Origin of the sequence: Comamonas sp. 17RB (assembly GCF_030056555.1) — a bacterium.
GTDB classification, from domain to species: Bacteria; Pseudomonadota; Gammaproteobacteria; order Burkholderiales; family Burkholderiaceae_C; genus Comamonas; species Comamonas terrigena.
Genome location: NZ_JASHHY010000009.1, coordinates 216,934 through 231,117, shown reverse-complemented (window position 1 = coordinate 231,117; position 14,184 = coordinate 216,934). Strand labels below are relative to the sequence as shown.

Sequence of the window (14,184 nt, the reverse complement as noted above, 5' to 3'; positions counted from 1 at the left end):
CTTGCACGGCCGCCCCCTAGGAGAATCGACTGTGCACCGAGCGGGGCACAGAGTTCGAAAATCCTGGGGTGCTGCAGCCCTCAGTTTTAGGCCGCCAAATTCGCCAAATCTGCTACGCGGTTCATGGCCTGGTGCAAAGTGGCAAGCAAACCCAGGCGATTGGCCTTGAGTGCAGCCTCTTCCGCATTCACCATCACATGCTCAAAGAACGCATCCACCGGAGCGCGTAATGCTGCCAAGGTCTGCAGGCTGGCGGTGTAATCACCTGCAGCAAACTGTTGCTCGGCTTTCGGGGCCACCTGTTGCAGCGCGGCATACAGATCTTTTTCGGCTTGCTCCATCAGCAGTGCGGCATTCACCTGGGGTTGAACCGCTTCTTCCGCCTTCTTCAGGATGTTGCTTACGCGCTTGTTGGCCGCGGCCAACGCAGGTGCTTCGGGCAGCGCCGCAAACGCGCGCACGGCTTCCAGGCGCTTTTGCACATCGGAGAGGCGCTGGGGGTGCAATGCCAGCACGGCTTCGACTTCCTGGGCGCTGTAGCCTCGCTCGCGGAACATGTTGGCCAGACGGTCGTAGATGAACTCGACCAGTTGGGGCGTCGCATCGGTGATCTTGTCGCCAAAGGCCGGCAAGGTGCTGACCAGCAGCGTTTCCAGATCCAGCTCCAGGTCCTTTTCCACCAGCATGCGGATCACGCCCAGTGCATGGCGGCGCAGCGCAAAGGGGTCGCGGTCGCCGGTGGGCAGGTTGCCGATACCGAACATGCCGGCCAGGGTTTCCAACTTGTCGGCCAGTGCTACCACCACACCGACATCGCCGCGCGGCAGTTCATCGCCTGCAAAGCGGGGCTTGTAGTGGTCTTCGATGGCATCGGCCACGGCCACATCCAGTTGGTCGTTCAGGGCGTAATAGCGGCCCATGGTGCCTTGCAGCTCGGGGAACTCGCCCACCATGTCGGTCACCAGGTCGGTCTTGGCCAGCATGGCGGCCTGATCGGCCTGGCGGCCCAGTTCGGGGTTGCCCAGTTGCTGGGCAATGCTCTTGGCAATGGCACGCACGCGGGCGATGCGTTCACCCTGGGTACCCAGCTTGTTGTGATAGACCACCTTGTCCAGCAGTTCAACGCGGCTGGCCAGGGTCTTCTTGCGATCCTGGTCGAAGAAGAACTTGGCATCGGCCAGACGGGGACGCACCACGCGCTCATTGCCACCAACAACGGCCGATGCATCCTGGGGCTGGATGTTGCTGACAATCAGGAACTGATGGGTCAGCTTGCCGCTGGCGTCCAGCAGTGGGAAGTACTTCTGGTTGGCCTTCATGGTCAGGATCAGGCATTCCTGGGGCACGGCCAGAAATTCCTTTTCGAATTCGCAGACCAGCACATTGGGGCGCTCGACCAGGGCCGTCACCTCGTCCAGCAGGGCGTCATCCTCAATGGGACGCACGCCACCGCCGATGCGCTCGGCCGCGGCCTGCAGTTGCCGGGCAATGTCTGCACGGCGCTCCGCAAAGCTGGCAATCACGGCGCCTTCTTCGCGCAGTTGCTCGGCATAGCTGTCTGCATTGCGGATCACCACCGGGTCCACGGCCGCTTCAAAACGGTGGCCGTGGGTGGCGGTACCGGCCGTCAGGCCCAGTGCCTTCACGCCGATCAGCACCTCGGTGCCATGCATCACCACCAGACCGTGGGCCGGGCGCACAAAGTGCACGCTGGTCCAGCCATCCTGCAACTGGTAACGCATGACCTTGGGAATGGGCAGCTTGGCCAGCGCTTCGTCCAGCGCTTTCTGCACGCCGTCGGTCAGCAGCACCCCCTTGGCCGTGGATTCGTAGAACAGGGCTTCGGCCTTGCCTTCGCCCTGGCGCTTCAGGCCAGCCACGGCGGAGTCGTCCGCACCCAAAGCACTCAGCTTCTTGAGCAGCGCGGGCGTGGGCTTGCCTTCGGCGTCCAGGCCCACGGCCACAGGCATCAGCTTTTGCGAAACCGCCTTGTCGTCGGCCTGGGGCAGCACTTCGGTGATGTGTGCTGCCAACCGGCGGGGCGATGCATAGGCCGTCAGGCGCGATTCGGTCGACGCCAGCAGGCCCTGGGCCTTGAGCTGGTCAAACAGCACGGCAGCAAAAGCGTCACCCAGCTTTTGCAGTGCCTTGGGTGGCAGCTCTTCGACAAACAGTTCAACCAGTAGATTCGATGCGTTCATGATGATTTGGATAGCCGATTCAGCGCACCAGATGGGCTTGATCGGCTGAAATTACGTGTAAGTGGACGGTCTGCGGTAGCGGCGCTTCAGGCCGCTTTCTTGGCGGCCTGCTCTGCGGCCTTGGCCAGTTCGGCCAGCACTTCGTCGGCATGGGCCTTGGGCGCCATGGGGAAGCCCAGGCGAGCGCGGCTGTCCAGATAGCTCTTGCCCACCGCACGTGCCAGATTGCGGATACGGCCGATATAGGCGGCGCGCTCGGTCACGCTGATGGCACCACGGGCGTCCAGCAGGTTGAAGGTGTGGGCCGCCTTGAGCACCTGCTCATAGGCCGGCAGCGCCAGCTGGGCGTTGATCAGTTGGTTGGCCGTGCCTTCGTGCGCAGCAAAGGCGCTGAACAGAAACTCGGCATTCGAATGCTCGAAGTTGTAAGTGGACTGCTCCACTTCGTTCTGGTGGAACACGTCGCCATAACTCAGGCCATCGGTATAGACCAGGTCGTACACCGATTCCTTGCCCTGCAGGTACATGGCCAGACGCTCCAGGCCGTAGGTGATTTCACCGGTGGCGGGTTTGCAGTCGATGCCGGCCACTTGCTGGAAATAGGTGAACTGGGTCACTTCCATGCCATTGAGCCAGACTTCCCAGCCCAAGCCCCAGGCGCCCAGGGTGGGATTTTCCCAATCGTCTTCAACAAAACGGATGTCGTTCTTCTTCAGATCAAAGCCCAGGGCTTCCAGCGAACCCAGGTACAGCTCGAGGATGTTGTCGGGAGCAGGCTTGAGCACCACCTGAAACTGGTAGTAGTGCTGCAAACGGTTGGGGTTCTCGCCATAGCGGCCATCCTTGGGACGGCGGCTGGGTTGCACATATGCTGCCTTCCAGGGTTCCGGGCCAATGGCACGCAGGAACGTGGCGGTGTGCGAGGTACCGGCGCCGACTTCCATGTCATAGGGCTGGAGCAATGCACAGCCATGATCGGCCCAGTAGGACTGCAGTTTCAGAATGATTTGTTGGAAGGTCAGCATGACGGGCTACTCGGATCGGTGCAGACGGCGGGCGGCTACACCTTTTATCTATCGTTATGGAGGCAGGCGCCCCACCGCCGGGAACAAACCAGCGGCACGGCTACGCGCGCGAAAGGAGTGATTTTAGGCCTGCCGCCCTGTATTCACGAAGCCAGACCGGGCTACGGTGTTACACGGATGAGTGGCATGCACAAATTAGGAGCACACCACGCCCGTCTTTCTTGCATCTCCCAAATTAGTCATTTTCAAAACCTTGTTACAGGCGCGCCAACAGCTACGCTTTTGATACTCGCCATCATCTCTGCCAACAGCCCGGGTTCTACAATGGCCGCGCATTGGCCCACTTTTCCACCTGCCTGCGAGGTTTGGCATGAATCTGTTCAATATCATCAAAAACCAGCTGATCGAAATCATCGAGTGGACCGATGACTCGCGCGACACCCTGTCCTACCGCTGGCCGGATGAGGACAAGGAGATCAAAAACGGCGCCCAGTTGATCGTGCGCGAATCGCAGCAGGTGCAATTTGTCTCTGCAGGCCAGTACGCCGACCTGTTCGGACCGGGCAAGCATGCCCTGACCACGCAGAACATCCCCATCCTCTCGACCATCCAGGGCTGGAAACATGGCTTCCAGTCGCCGTTCAAGTGCGATGTCTACTACCTCAACACACGCCTGTTCACCGGCAACAAATGGGGCACATCCAACCCCGTCATGCTGCGTGACAAGGACTTTGGCGTGGTACGCATTCGCGCCTTTGGCACGTATGACTTCCGCATCGTCCAGCCGGCCAAGTTCCTGAAAGAGGTGGCGGGCACGGACCAGAACTTCCGCCTGGACGAATTCGCCGACACCATGCGCTCGCGCATTGTCAGCATCTTCACCGAAGCCCTGGCCAAGGCCCAGGTGCCGGTGCTCGACGTGGCCACCCGCTACAGCGACCTGGGCGATGCGCTGCTGCAGATCATCAATCCAGCCGTCACCGAGAAATACGGTCTGGAGATCACCAGCTTCATCCTGGAAAACGTGTCCGTACCGCCCGAGGTGGAGCAGGCCATCGACAAGCGCTCCAGCATGGGCGCCATCGGCAACCTGAATGACTATGTGAAATACCAGATGGGCCAGGCCATGGCCAACGGCAGCGAAGGCGCGGCGGCTGCCACCCTGCCCGCCACCATGGCCATGGGCTTCGGCATGGCGCAAGAGATGATGAAGAGCATGCAAGGCGGCGCAGCGGCGGCGCACGGTGCGCCTGGATCCAGTGCGTCCTCTGCAGATCCTTTCTCGCCGGCGGCTGCACAGGCTGCACACACCCAGGCAACACCCGCGGCCATGCAGGTCTTCACTCCGGCCCAGGCCGCCCAGGTTCTGGGGGTGGCCGAAGCCGATGTCCTGGCCGAAATCCAGGCCGGCCACCTGAAAGCACGCCAGATCGGCAGCCAGTGGCGGATTGGCCAGGCAGCGCTGGATGAATTCCTGCGCGGATAAACAAACGCCCTCTCAGCGGCTGGGCCGCGTCCACCTGTCCAGAGCGCCTCACTGAAGGGGGGACCTGCCCGGCGGCCCGTGCACGGCCTCCTGGCCTGTGTGCCAGCAGCAAGGGCCATGTGCAGTCCACCTGATATTTTTGCGCCGTGACCGACCACACTGCCCCCACCTCTTCCAGCCATGCCCCCGCTGCGCCAGCAGCCCCGCCGTCCATGGTGCGCAAGCACCCTTGCCCGGAATGCGGAGGCAATCTGGAATGGAATGCCAAGGCCCAGGCACTCAAATGCCCGTACTGCGGCACCACCGCGCCCTGGAGCGAAGCCACGCGCGAAGAGCTGGGCCCCGCCGTGGTGGAGCAGTATCTCGCCGAAGCCCTGCGCAACCCTGCCAGCGGTCGCGGCTGGGGCACCGATGCGCGCTACGAGGTGCAATGCCAGAACTGCCGTGCCATCTCGGTCTTCCTGAACAAGACCGCAGCCCAGCGCTGCGACTTCTGTGGCTCACCAGCCATCGTGGCACACGAAGAGCGCAACGATGCCATCACGCCGCAGAGCATCCTGCCGTTCCAGATCAGTGATGGGCAGATCCGCGACCGCATCCGCCAGTGGTATGGCAGCCGCTGGTTCGCGCCCAGCACACTCAAAACCGCAGCACTGACCGATACGCTGCACGGCATCTACCTGCCTTACTGGACCTTTGATGCCCATGCCGATGCCCAATGGCAGGCCGAGGCCGGTTACTACTATTACAGAACCGAAACCTACCGCGACGCCGATGGCTCGCAGCAAACCCGCGAGGTGCGCCATGTGCGCTGGGAATCGGCTTCCGGCCAGTTGCAGCATTTCTTCGACGACGCGCTGGTGCCGGGCACCGTCGGCGTGCAACCCGATTTGCTGCGCCAGGTGGAGCCCTTTCCGACCACCACCGACCTGAAGCCTTACACCCCGGAATTTGTCCGCGGCTGGACCGTGGAGCGCTACCAGGTCGACCTGTCCAAAGCCGCACAGCTGAACGAACAGGACATGGATGCCCAGCTGCGCAGCCTGTGCGCCCGCCAGGTGCCCGGCGACACCATGCGCAATCTGCAGGTGCAGCGCCAATACACCGGCAGAACCTTCAAACACACACTGGTGCCCGTATGGCTGGTGGGCTACACCTATGGCCGCACCACCTACCAGATCGTGGCCAATGGCTATACCGGCCAGATTGCGGGGGAACGCCCATACAGCTGGGTGAAGATCAGCTTCGCCGTGCTGTGCGCTGTACTGCTGTTGCTGATTGTGCTGGGCCTGGCGCAGAACAGATAACAGATGACAGATGAATAAAAAAGAGCTGCCGTTGGCAGCTCTTTTTGGGTGGCTCAATGGTACCGCGCCTTATCCGATGAAGGTATCCGCATCCTGCAGCAAAGGCTGCTTCAGGTCTTTCTCCGACAGCAGCCAATCCATGCCCAAATCCGGCCAGACAATGCCAATCTGCGGGTCATTCCAGGCAATGCCCCGGTCCGACTCGGGTGCGTAGTAATCCGTTGTCTTGTAGAGGAAATCGGCCGATTCACTCAGCACCACAAAGCCATGGGCGAAACCGGGGGGAATCCAGAACTGCTTGTGACTGTACTCCGTCAATTCCTCGGCCACCCATTTGCCAAAGGTCGCAGACCCCTGGCGGATGTCCACTGCCACATCCCACACAGAGCCACGCACCACACGCACCAGCTTGCCTTGGGCATGTGGAGGCAATTGGTAATGCAGGCCACGCAGCACCCCTTTGCGGCTGCGGCTGTGGTTGTCTTGCACAAACTCGAAATTGGTGCCTGTGGCGGCATTGAACGCCTGCTGGTTGAAGCTCTCGTAGAAGAACCCACGGGCATCCCCGAACACCTTGGGCTCGACCACCATTACATCCGGAATCGCAGTAGGGGTGGCTTTCATCGCATACCGCCTTTGAGGCATTGCATCAAATACTTGCCGTAGCCATTCTTGAGCAATGGCTGTGCCAGCTTCTCCAGCTGTGCGGCATCAATCCAGCCGGCACGGAAGGCTACTTCCTCGGGACAAGCCACTTTCAGCCCCTGGCGCTGCTCCAGGGTGGCAATGAACTGGCCGGCTTCGAGCAGGCTGTCGTGCGTGCCGGTATCCAGCCATGCATAGCCCCGGCCCATCAGTTGCACATTCAACTGCCCCTGCTCCAGATACAGGCGGTTCAGGTCCGTGATTTCCAACTCTCCGCGTGGCGAAGGCTGCAGCGATTTGGCCATGTCCACCACCTGGCCGTCGTAGAAATACAGGCCGGTGACGGCATAGTTGGATTTGGGCTGGGCAGGCTTTTCCTCCAGCGACAGTACCTGGCCCTGGGCATCGAATTCCGCCACGCCATAGCGCTCCGGGTCCTGCACATGGTAGGCAAACACCGTCGCCCCGTTAGGCTGGCTTTCTGCGTTCTTCAACAGTCCCTGGAAATCATGGCCGTAGAAAATGTTGTCGCCCAGCACCAAGGCACTGGGAGCGCCAGCCAGAAACTCCTCACCAATCAGAAAGGCCTGTGCCAGGCCATCGGGGGAAGGCTGCACCGCGTATTGCAGTTGCAAGCCCCATTGGCTGCCATCACCCAGCAACTGCTGAAAACGCGGCGTGTCTTGCGGCGTGCTGATGATCAGAATTTCACGAATCCCCGCCAGCATCAGCGTGCTGAGCGGGTAGTAAATCATGGGCTTGTCGTAAATGGGCAGCAGCTGCTTGCTGATGGCCAGGGTGGCAGGATGCAAACGGGTGCCGGAGCCACCCGCCAAAATAATGCCTTTGCGTGCAGATGCCATGGCGTTGAATTAGTGGAATTACAGAATTTCATGCAGCATGCGCGTCACGCCCTGCTGCCAGGAAGGGAGCTGCAAGCCGAATGTGGCTTGCAGCTTGCGGGTGTCCAGCCGCGAGTTGTGCGGTCGCTGGGCCGGCGTCGGAAAGGCGCTGCTGGGCACCGGGCGAACTTCCCTGACCTGGATCGCCAGCGCAGACTGCACCTGCTGGGCTTGCGCCAGCACATAGCGGGCATAGGCGTTCCAGGTGGTTTCGCCCTGCGCCACCAGATGGTACAGGCCCGCATCCTGTGGGCAGCGAATCACCTGCCGGATGGCATGGGCCGTCACGTCGGCAATCAGGTCCGCTCCGGTGGGGGCTCCCCACTGGTCATCGATCACCGTCAGCGACTCCCGCTCCTGCGCCAGGCGCAGCATGGTCTTGGCAAAATTGCCGCCCCGCGCCGCATAGACCCAGCTGGTGCGAAAGATCAGGTGCCTGCAGCCGGAAGCCTGGATGCGCTGCTCCCCTTCCAGCTTGGTGCGGCCGTACACCGACAGCGGCGCGACGGCATCGGTCTCAAGCCGTGGCACGGAGCCGCTGCCATCGAACACATAGTCGGTGCTGTAGTGCACCAGCAAAGCATTCAAGGCCTTGGCTTCCTGGGCCAGCCCCCCTGGCGCCAGGGCATTGAGCGTACGTGCCAGTTCCGGCTCGGACTCGGCCTTGTCCACCGCCGTATGGGCGGCGGCATTGACAATCACATCGGGCCGCAGCTGGCGCACCGTCTGCACCAGACCCTCCAGATGGCCCAGATCACCGCACAGTCCGTCCGCACCGTGCCGCCCCAGTGCCACCAGTTCCCCCAGCGGTGCCAGGCTGCGCTGTAGCTCCCAACCCACCTGACCATCCTTGCCCAGCAGCAGAATCTTCATGTTCACTCTGCGGCGGCGGTGTACTGCTTTTGCACCCAGTCGCGGTAGGCGCCGGACTGCACATTGGCGACCCATTGCGGGTGGTCCAGATACCACTGCACGGTCTTGCGGATGCCTGTGTCAAATGTTTCTGTCGGCTTCCAGCCCAGTTCGCGCTCCAGCTTGCGGGCATCGATGGCGTAGCGGCGATCATGCCCCGGACGGTCGGTCACATAGATGATCTGCTCGGCATAGCCCTTGCCGTCGGCGCGCGGACGCAGCTCGTCCAGCAGGGCACACACGGTCTTGACAATGTCGATATTGGCCTGTTCGTTCCAGCCCCCGACGTTGTAGGTATCGCCCAGCTTGCCCGCTTCCAGCACGCGACGGATGGCACTGCAGTGGTCGCGCACATAGAGCCAGTCGCGCACCTGCATACCGTCGCCGTACACCGGCAGCGGTTTGCCGGCCAGCGCATTGACGATCACCAGCGGAATCAGCTTTTCGGGGAAATGCAGCGGGCCGTAGTTGTTGCTGCAGTTGGTGGTCAGCACCGGCAGGCCATAGGTGTGGTGCCAGGCACGCACCAGATGGTCGCTGGCGGCCTTGCTGGCCGAATACGGGCTGTTGGGTTCGTAGTTGTGCTCTTCCGTGAAAGCGGGATCGGAAGGCGACAGCGTGCCGTAGACCTCGTCCGTCGACACATGCAGAAAGCGGAAATCCGACTTGGCGTTGCCCTGCAGCCCGTTCCAGTAGCCCCGCACGGCTTCCAGCAAGCGGAACGTGCCCACCACATTGGTCTGGATGAAGTCTTCCGGACCATGGATGGAACGGTCCACATGGCTTTCGGCCGCGAAATTGATCACCGCACGCGGCCGATGCCGGGCCAGCAACGCCTCCATGGCAACGCTGTCCCCGATATCCGCCTGCACGAACACATGCCGTGCATCGCCTTGCACCGAGGCCAAGTTTTCCACATTGCCGGCATAGGTCAGCTTGTCCACATTGACCACCGGCTCCTGGTGAGTGGCCAGCCAATCCAAAACAAAATTTGCGCCAATAAAGCCGGCGCCACCGGTGACAAGAATCATGGAAGGATTTTTTTTGAGAATGTGGGCCGATTATCCCGCGGCACTCTCCAACCTGGGCAAGCAGCTTTTTCTGCCCCGCGCGACCCCACGTGGGGATGGCATCGACCCCAGATATTCTCCTGCGGCGCACGTGCCCGCAGGCATTGCCCCGCTGTCAGCCCCAGCGCCGTTGCGCCATCACCAGCAGGCCATCGAAAATCAGGTTGTCCAACAACTGGAAGGGACGCGTCATGCTGGGGGCCATCTTCCAGCCGGCGCCCCCGGCCATGATGCAGGCAGGCTCCGCCCCGCAGTGCTGGGACAGATGCTGGTACATGCGCTCCACTGCCCCCGCAATGGCATAGGTCCCGCCGCTGGTCAGTGCATCGCTGGTGTTCTTGGGAAACAGCCTGACTTCGCCGGTCGGCACATGCAGACCCGCCGTCCCGCCTTCCAGCGCGCGCAGCATGATGCCGTGGCCGGGGATGATCAAGCCGCCCAGAAAATTGCCTTCGGCATCCAGCGCATCCACCGTCACCGCCGTGCCCACCATCACCACAATCAGGGGCCTGGCCGGCCCCTGCTGCAGCATCTGGTGGCGCGCACCGATCATGGCCACCCACCGGTCGGCCCCCAGGCGCGAAGGATGGTCATAGCCATTGACCACACCGGCTTCCTCCACCGACGGCACCACCCATTGCGGCTCCAGGGTCCAGCCCAGCATCAGCTCGATCTGGTCGTGCACGCGGCGTTTGGCGGTATCCCCCGCCACCACGCAGCCCAGCATGCGCGTGGGCGCTGGCAGGCCGGCCCAGCAGCCCTCCGCCAGGCGCTCGATATGTTCCAGAAACTCCGCGCCATGGGCCAGCAGCGCAGCCCCGGGGCGGTGATCGTCGTACATGGCCCACTTCAAGCGGGTGTTGCCGATGTCAATGGCCAGAAAAGTCATGCGGCGGATTATCTGTATTTTTGTTTCCCAACCGGACAGCAACGTCTCATACAAGACACGCGACGCGGGCAATTGTGAACAAATGGAACAGCCGCCGGCCCTGTCTTGCCAAGCGCGGATTTGCCGCTACAGTGGGGCGGTTTTCTTCCCTGTCCACCACTTCAAGGAGTCAATCCATGGGACTTTTCAGTTTCATCAAGGAAGCCGGCGAAAAGCTGTTCGGCGGCAAGGATGCCAACGCAGCCACCCCAGCGGACGACCTGAATGCCAAGGCCGCGCAGGCCATTGCCACCTACATCAATGCCCAGAACCTGGGTGTGAGCAATCTGCAGATCGCCTATGACGGCAGCCAGGGCAAGGTCACCGTAACCGGCGTGGCGCCCACCCAGGGTGCCAAGGAAAAAGTCACCCTGTGCTGCGGCAATGTTTCCAGTGTGACCAGTGTGGACAACCAGATGTCCGTCACCAACCCCGAACCCGAAGCCCAGTACCACGACGTGGTGCGCGGCGACACGCTGTCGGCCATCGCCAAGAAGTACTACGGCGATGCCAACAAGTACCCGGCGATTTTCGAGGCCAACAAGCCCATGCTGTCGCACCCCGACAAGATCTACCCCGGCCAGAAACTGCGCATCCCGGCCCTGTAAGCCCTGTGCCGCTGTCAAAAAGGCTCCCGTCGGGAGCCTTTTTTCATGGGTGCTTGGCGCTTCACTGGTGCCAGGGCAGGCCCTGCTTGCGCCAGCCGCTTTTCTGGCCACGCTGGTTGTGGGCGTCCAGATTACCTTCAAAGCCTTCGAGGATGTTGTAGGCCTCGATGCCCAGCGCCGCCGCACGCTGGGCCGCTGCGACGGAACGCACGCCGCTGCGGCACAGCAGCACGACCTTGCCTCCGGGCGGTACCGCGGCGCGCAGCTGGGCATCGAAGTCGGGGTTGGCTTGCATGCCCGGCCATTGCTTGAGCGCCACGGGAATGGCCCCGGGCACCTGGCCCACCCAGGCGCGCTCGGCATCGGTGCGCACATCCACCAGCACAGCCTGTCCGGCCTGCACCCATTGCCAGGCCAGAGGCGCAGGAATATCGCCGGCATAGCCCGCTGCGGGAGTGACCTGGAGATCGGTAGCGGAGGCTGTCATATGCGGGTCCTGAAGCAAAAAATCCGTCAAATCATGCCAAGGCCATGTGCGGCCAGGCAACGCTAGTGCGCATTGTGCGCGCTGCGGAGCTTGCTGCACAGCGCGCAGCACTGCCATCATGCGGGTTTCAGCCAGCTGCCGGCCCCGACCCATGCAAACAATGCGCGGCTGCCGCCTCTCGCTATTTGCCGGGGAGTTCACCGTTTATCGGCGCACCCTGCTTGCCAGGGGCGATGCTTTCCATCATTTCCCAGCCACCAAGCACCGCCGCTCAGGCCCACAACGGCGAAGCGTGCTCGCGCAGCTCGGCCCGCAGTGCCGCATAGTCGGGGGTGGTCTCTGCCACCGTGGCCCAGAAGCGCGGACTGTGGTCCATCACCCGCAGATGGGACAGCTCATGCACCACCACATAGTCCAGCACCGCCATGCGACAGTGCAGCAAGCGCCAGTTCAGCATGATGCTGCCGTCGCTCTTGGCGCTGCCCCAGCGCGTGCGCGCGTTGGACAGACGCAGGCTGCGCCACTCCACCCCCAGTTGCGGGGCATAGTGGCGCAGGCGTTCGGTGAACAGGTTGCGCGCATGGCGCAGCCACCAGGCGGCCACTGCAGCGCGCACCTGGGCAGCACCGGCGTCCGCGGCCACCGGCAGATGCAGCGCCCAGGCACCTTCACCGATCGCCAGCAAACTTCCGCCGCGCGGTGCAGCCGGGTGCAGGTGCAAGGTGATCTGGCCGCCCAGAAAAGGCAGCACGGCGCCATCGGCCCAGGCGATGCGTTGCGTCTGCGCCTGCTCGGTGCGTTCGCGCTGCTCCTGCAGCTTTTGCACAATCCAGTGCGCTTTTTCATGGATGGCAGCGTCCAGCTGCTCCAGCGAGATCCAGCGCGGTGCGCGGATGGCCAGGCCTTCTGCGCCCACCTGAAAACCAATGCTGCGGCGCATGGCGCGTTCCAGCCGGTAGGCCACACGCGTGCCGTCCCGCAGCAGAATCTGGTGCGTGGCCGCGGGGTGCTGAAAGTCCTGCCCGCCCCACAGCAGCGCCTGGCCACCCACCTGCGACACCGGCTTGGCGACAGAAGCCAGTGCCGCTGGCGCACGCCGGGCTGGTGTGGAAAAGCGATGGGGCATGCTGCCTGCCGTGGACGTGCGCGCGCGGTGGCTCAGTCCTGCGCAGGTGCGGGCAGCGGTGCCGGGACGGCCGGGTAGGCCTCCGGGTCCAGGCGGCGCATCTCGGCTTCAATCCAGGCCTGCACCTCGGCCATCAGCTCTTCATGCTTGCGCCCGACCGTGGGAATGGGTTGGCCAATGGACACATCCACCACGCCAGGGGTCTTGACAAACGCCTTGCGTGGCCAGCATTTGGCCGACGTCACCGCCACCGGCACCACCGGCTTGCCGGCCATGATGGCCAGGCGGGTGGCGCCCGTCTTGTATTCCCCCACTTCGCCGCGTGCCATGCGGGTTCCCTCGGGGAACATGATGACCCATACCCCTTTTTCCAGCAGGCGCTTGCCTTGCTCCACCACCTTGTGGAACGCGCGCGAACCGTGCTTGCGGTCGATGTGGATCATGTCCAGGCTGCCGATGGACCAGCCGAAGAACGGAATCTGCAGCAGCTCCTTCTTGAACACATAGGCCAGCGGCCGCGGCATGATGGCCGGCAACAGGAAGGTCTCGTAGGTCGACTGGTGCTTGGACAGCAGCACCACACCTTCGGTATCGCTGTCCGGCAGATGCTCCATGCCCTGCACACGGTAGCGCACACCGCAGAACCAGCCCGCCGCGTCCACGCACAGTGCCAGCCAGGCCCGGGCCACTTTCCAGCGCGCGTCGGGCGAGGCACCGCACACCCGCAACAGCAGGATGACCAGGGTGTAGGGAATGACGGTGACGCACATGAACAGCATGTGCAACAGGGAACGGAGAAAAGGCATGGATGTCAGAAACAGTCGGTTGACACAGGCGTCAGACCCTAGAGGATAAGGCTTGCGCGGTTTTGCGTCAGACGGAAGGGGACGGTGCAGGCGCTTCGGTCGCCGCAGGGGCCAGAGCCTGGGCCAGTTCCGCCCAGTCGGCATAGCGCTGTACTGCCTGTGGCAGGGGCGGTGCCGGCATGGTCGCCACGCCACTGCCCTGCTCCACCCACACCAGGTGGGCACCGATGGCCGCTCCGGCCTGCAGATGGGCATGGTCCTGGCCAATCACCCATATTTCATGTGGCTCGGCCCCGTAGCGGACGGCAATCTGCTGCAGCAGACCTGGCGCGGGCTTGCGGCAGGCGCAGCCCTCGTCCGGAGCATGGGGACAGAAGAACGCGGCCTCCACCCGGGCGCCGGCAGCGGCCAGTTCGCGCTGCATGCGCTGGTGCACGGCATTGAGCTCGTTCACATCGAAGTTGCCACGTCCCAACCCCGGCTGGTTGGTGGCGACCACCACATGCCAGCCGGCACGGTTGAGCTGGGCAATCGCATCCAGCACCCCGGCCTGGGGCTGCCAGTCCCGCGCGCCCACCACGGCGTCCTCCCCCTCGGGGTGAAGGGTGCCAATTCGGTCCAGGATCGCGAGCTTCATGGTGGATTCGGGCAAAACCCGCAGCGGTGGCAGACAAAACCGCC

14 protein-coding genes are annotated in these 14,184 nt (G+C 62.9%); 3 read left to right on the top strand and 11 right to left on the bottom strand.

Going from position 1 to position 14,184, the window contains the following annotated elements; genetic code table 11:
* Nucleotides 1-86 precede the first annotated feature (86 nt).
* Nucleotides 87-2,201 (bottom strand): glycine--tRNA ligase subunit beta, encoded by a 2,115-nt coding sequence (gene glyS, locus QM470_RS17320; RefSeq protein ID WP_283340127.1) that lies wholly within the window; start codon nucleotides 2,199-2,201, stop codon nucleotides 87-89.
* A gap of 86 nt (nucleotides 2,202-2,287) precedes the next feature.
* Complete coding sequence (gene glyQ, locus QM470_RS17315; RefSeq protein ID WP_283340126.1) at nucleotides 2,288-3,226, bottom strand: glycine--tRNA ligase subunit alpha; 939 nt, start codon at nucleotides 3,224-3,226, stop codon at nucleotides 2,288-2,290.
* Nucleotides 3,227-3,596: 370 nt separating this feature from the next.
* Between glyQ and QM470_RS17310 the strand changes: the two genes are divergently transcribed.
* Both QM470_RS17310 and QM470_RS17305 read left to right on the top strand, forming a co-directional pair.
* Nucleotides 3,597-4,712, top strand: coding sequence for an SPFH and helix-turn-helix domain-containing protein (locus tag QM470_RS17310; RefSeq protein ID WP_283340125.1), 1,116 nt, complete (start codon nucleotides 3,597-3,599; stop codon nucleotides 4,710-4,712).
* 212 nt (nucleotides 4,713-4,924) lie between these two features.
* Nucleotides 4,925-6,019, top strand: a complete 1,095-nt coding sequence (locus QM470_RS17305; protein WP_349307070.1) for a TFIIB-type zinc ribbon-containing protein — start codon at nucleotides 4,925-4,927, stop codon at nucleotides 6,017-6,019.
* A gap of 69 nt (nucleotides 6,020-6,088) precedes the next feature.
* Here QM470_RS17305 and rfbC read toward each other — a convergent pair whose 3' ends face one another.
* The 5 genes from rfbC to QM470_RS17280 all read right to left on the bottom strand — a co-directional run bounded on the left by rfbC (nucleotide 6,089) and on the right by QM470_RS17280 (nucleotide 10,437).
* Nucleotides 6,089-6,643: a dTDP-4-dehydrorhamnose 3,5-epimerase gene (rfbC, locus tag QM470_RS17300; protein ID WP_283340123.1), complete on the bottom strand. Its 555-nt coding sequence runs from the start codon at nucleotides 6,641-6,643 to the stop codon at nucleotides 6,089-6,091.
* On the bottom strand, nucleotides 6,640-7,527 hold the full coding sequence (gene rfbA, locus QM470_RS17295; RefSeq protein ID WP_283340122.1) for a glucose-1-phosphate thymidylyltransferase RfbA: 888 nt from the start codon (nucleotides 7,525-7,527) through the stop codon (nucleotides 6,640-6,642). The genes rfbC and rfbA overlap by 4 nt, the downstream gene beginning before the upstream one ends.
* Nucleotides 7,528-7,545: 18 nt before the next feature.
* On the bottom strand, nucleotides 7,546-8,439 hold the full coding sequence (gene rfbD, locus QM470_RS17290) for a dTDP-4-dehydrorhamnose reductase (RefSeq protein WP_283340121.1): 894 nt from the start codon (nucleotides 8,437-8,439) through the stop codon (nucleotides 7,546-7,548).
* 2 nt (nucleotides 8,440-8,441) lie between these two features.
* On the bottom strand, nucleotides 8,442-9,509 hold the full coding sequence (gene rfbB / locus QM470_RS17285) for a dTDP-glucose 4,6-dehydratase (protein ID WP_283340120.1): 1,068 nt from the start codon (nucleotides 9,507-9,509) through the stop codon (nucleotides 8,442-8,444).
* 154 nt (nucleotides 9,510-9,663) lie between these two features.
* Nucleotides 9,664-10,437: a type III pantothenate kinase gene (locus tag QM470_RS17280; RefSeq protein WP_066540972.1), complete on the bottom strand. Its 774-nt coding sequence runs from the start codon at nucleotides 10,435-10,437 to the stop codon at nucleotides 9,664-9,666.
* A gap of 176 nt (nucleotides 10,438-10,613) precedes the next feature.
* Between QM470_RS17280 and lysM the strand changes: the two genes are divergently transcribed.
* Complete coding sequence (gene lysM, locus QM470_RS17275) at nucleotides 10,614-11,084, top strand: peptidoglycan-binding protein LysM (RefSeq protein WP_283340119.1); 471 nt, start codon at nucleotides 10,614-10,616, stop codon at nucleotides 11,082-11,084.
* A gap of 61 nt (nucleotides 11,085-11,145) precedes the next feature.
* Here the strand turns inward: lysM and QM470_RS17270 are convergent, their stop codons facing one another.
* The 4 genes from QM470_RS17270 to QM470_RS17255 form a co-directional block, all read right to left on the bottom strand.
* Nucleotides 11,146-11,571 carry a rhodanese-like domain-containing protein gene (locus QM470_RS17270; RefSeq protein WP_283340118.1) on the bottom strand — a complete coding sequence of 142 codons (426 nt, stop codon included), beginning with the start codon at nucleotides 11,569-11,571 and terminating at the stop codon, nucleotides 11,146-11,148.
* A gap of 271 nt (nucleotides 11,572-11,842) precedes the next feature.
* Entirely contained in the window at nucleotides 11,843-12,697 is an 855-nt protein-coding gene (locus QM470_RS17265) for a M48 family metallopeptidase (protein WP_283340117.1), read from the bottom strand.
* A 32-nt stretch (nucleotides 12,698-12,729) separates the two neighbouring features.
* Nucleotides 12,730-13,503, bottom strand: coding sequence for a lysophospholipid acyltransferase family protein (locus tag QM470_RS17260; protein ID WP_283340116.1), 774 nt, complete (start codon nucleotides 13,501-13,503; stop codon nucleotides 12,730-12,732).
* Nucleotides 13,504-13,570: 67 nt separating this feature from the next.
* A complete protein-coding gene (locus QM470_RS17255; protein ID WP_283340115.1) occupies nucleotides 13,571-14,140 on the bottom strand; it encodes a D-glycero-alpha-D-manno-heptose-1,7-bisphosphate 7-phosphatase in 570 nt (189 codons plus the stop codon).
* Nucleotides 14,141-14,184 lie beyond the last annotated feature (44 nt).

Excerpts from the sequence above, each read along its gene's own strand:
- rfbA (WP_283340122.1), bottom strand. The coding sequence starts at position 7,527 with ATGGCATCTGCACGCAAAGGCATTATTTTGGCGGGTGGCTCCGGCACC.
- QM470_RS17305 (WP_349307070.1), top strand. The coding sequence starts at position 4,925 with ATGGTGCGCAAGCACCCTTGCCCGGAATGCGGAGGCAATCTGGAATGG.
- glyQ (WP_283340126.1), bottom strand. The coding sequence starts at position 3,226 with ATGCTGACCTTCCAACAAATCATTCTGAAACTGCAGTCCTACTGGGCC.
- QM470_RS17265 (WP_283340117.1), bottom strand. The coding sequence starts at position 12,697 with ATGCCCCATCGCTTTTCCACACCAGCCCGGCGTGCGCCAGCGGCACTG.
- rfbD (WP_283340121.1), bottom strand. The coding sequence starts at position 8,439 with ATGAAGATTCTGCTGCTGGGCAAGGATGGTCAGGTGGGTTGGGAGCTA.
- lysM (WP_283340119.1), top strand. The coding sequence starts at position 10,614 with ATGGGACTTTTCAGTTTCATCAAGGAAGCCGGCGAAAAGCTGTTCGGC.
- QM470_RS17310 (WP_283340125.1), top strand. The coding sequence starts at position 3,597 with ATGAATCTGTTCAATATCATCAAAAACCAGCTGATCGAAATCATCGAG.
- rfbC (WP_283340123.1), bottom strand. The coding sequence starts at position 6,643 with ATGAAAGCCACCCCTACTGCGATTCCGGATGTAATGGTGGTCGAGCCC.
- QM470_RS17270 (WP_283340118.1), bottom strand. The coding sequence starts at position 11,571 with ATGACAGCCTCCGCTACCGATCTCCAGGTCACTCCCGCAGCGGGCTAT.
- glyS (WP_283340127.1), bottom strand. The coding sequence starts at position 2,201 with ATGAACGCATCGAATCTACTGGTTGAACTGTTTGTCGAAGAGCTGCCA.
- QM470_RS17255 (WP_283340115.1), bottom strand. The coding sequence starts at position 14,140 with ATGAAGCTCGCGATCCTGGACCGAATTGGCACCCTTCACCCCGAGGGG.
- QM470_RS17260 (WP_283340116.1), bottom strand. The coding sequence starts at position 13,503 with ATGCCTTTTCTCCGTTCCCTGTTGCACATGCTGTTCATGTGCGTCACC.
- QM470_RS17280 (WP_066540972.1), bottom strand. The coding sequence starts at position 10,437 with ATGACTTTTCTGGCCATTGACATCGGCAACACCCGCTTGAAGTGGGCC.
- rfbB (WP_283340120.1), bottom strand. The coding sequence starts at position 9,509 with ATGATTCTTGTCACCGGTGGCGCCGGCTTTATTGGCGCAAATTTTGTT.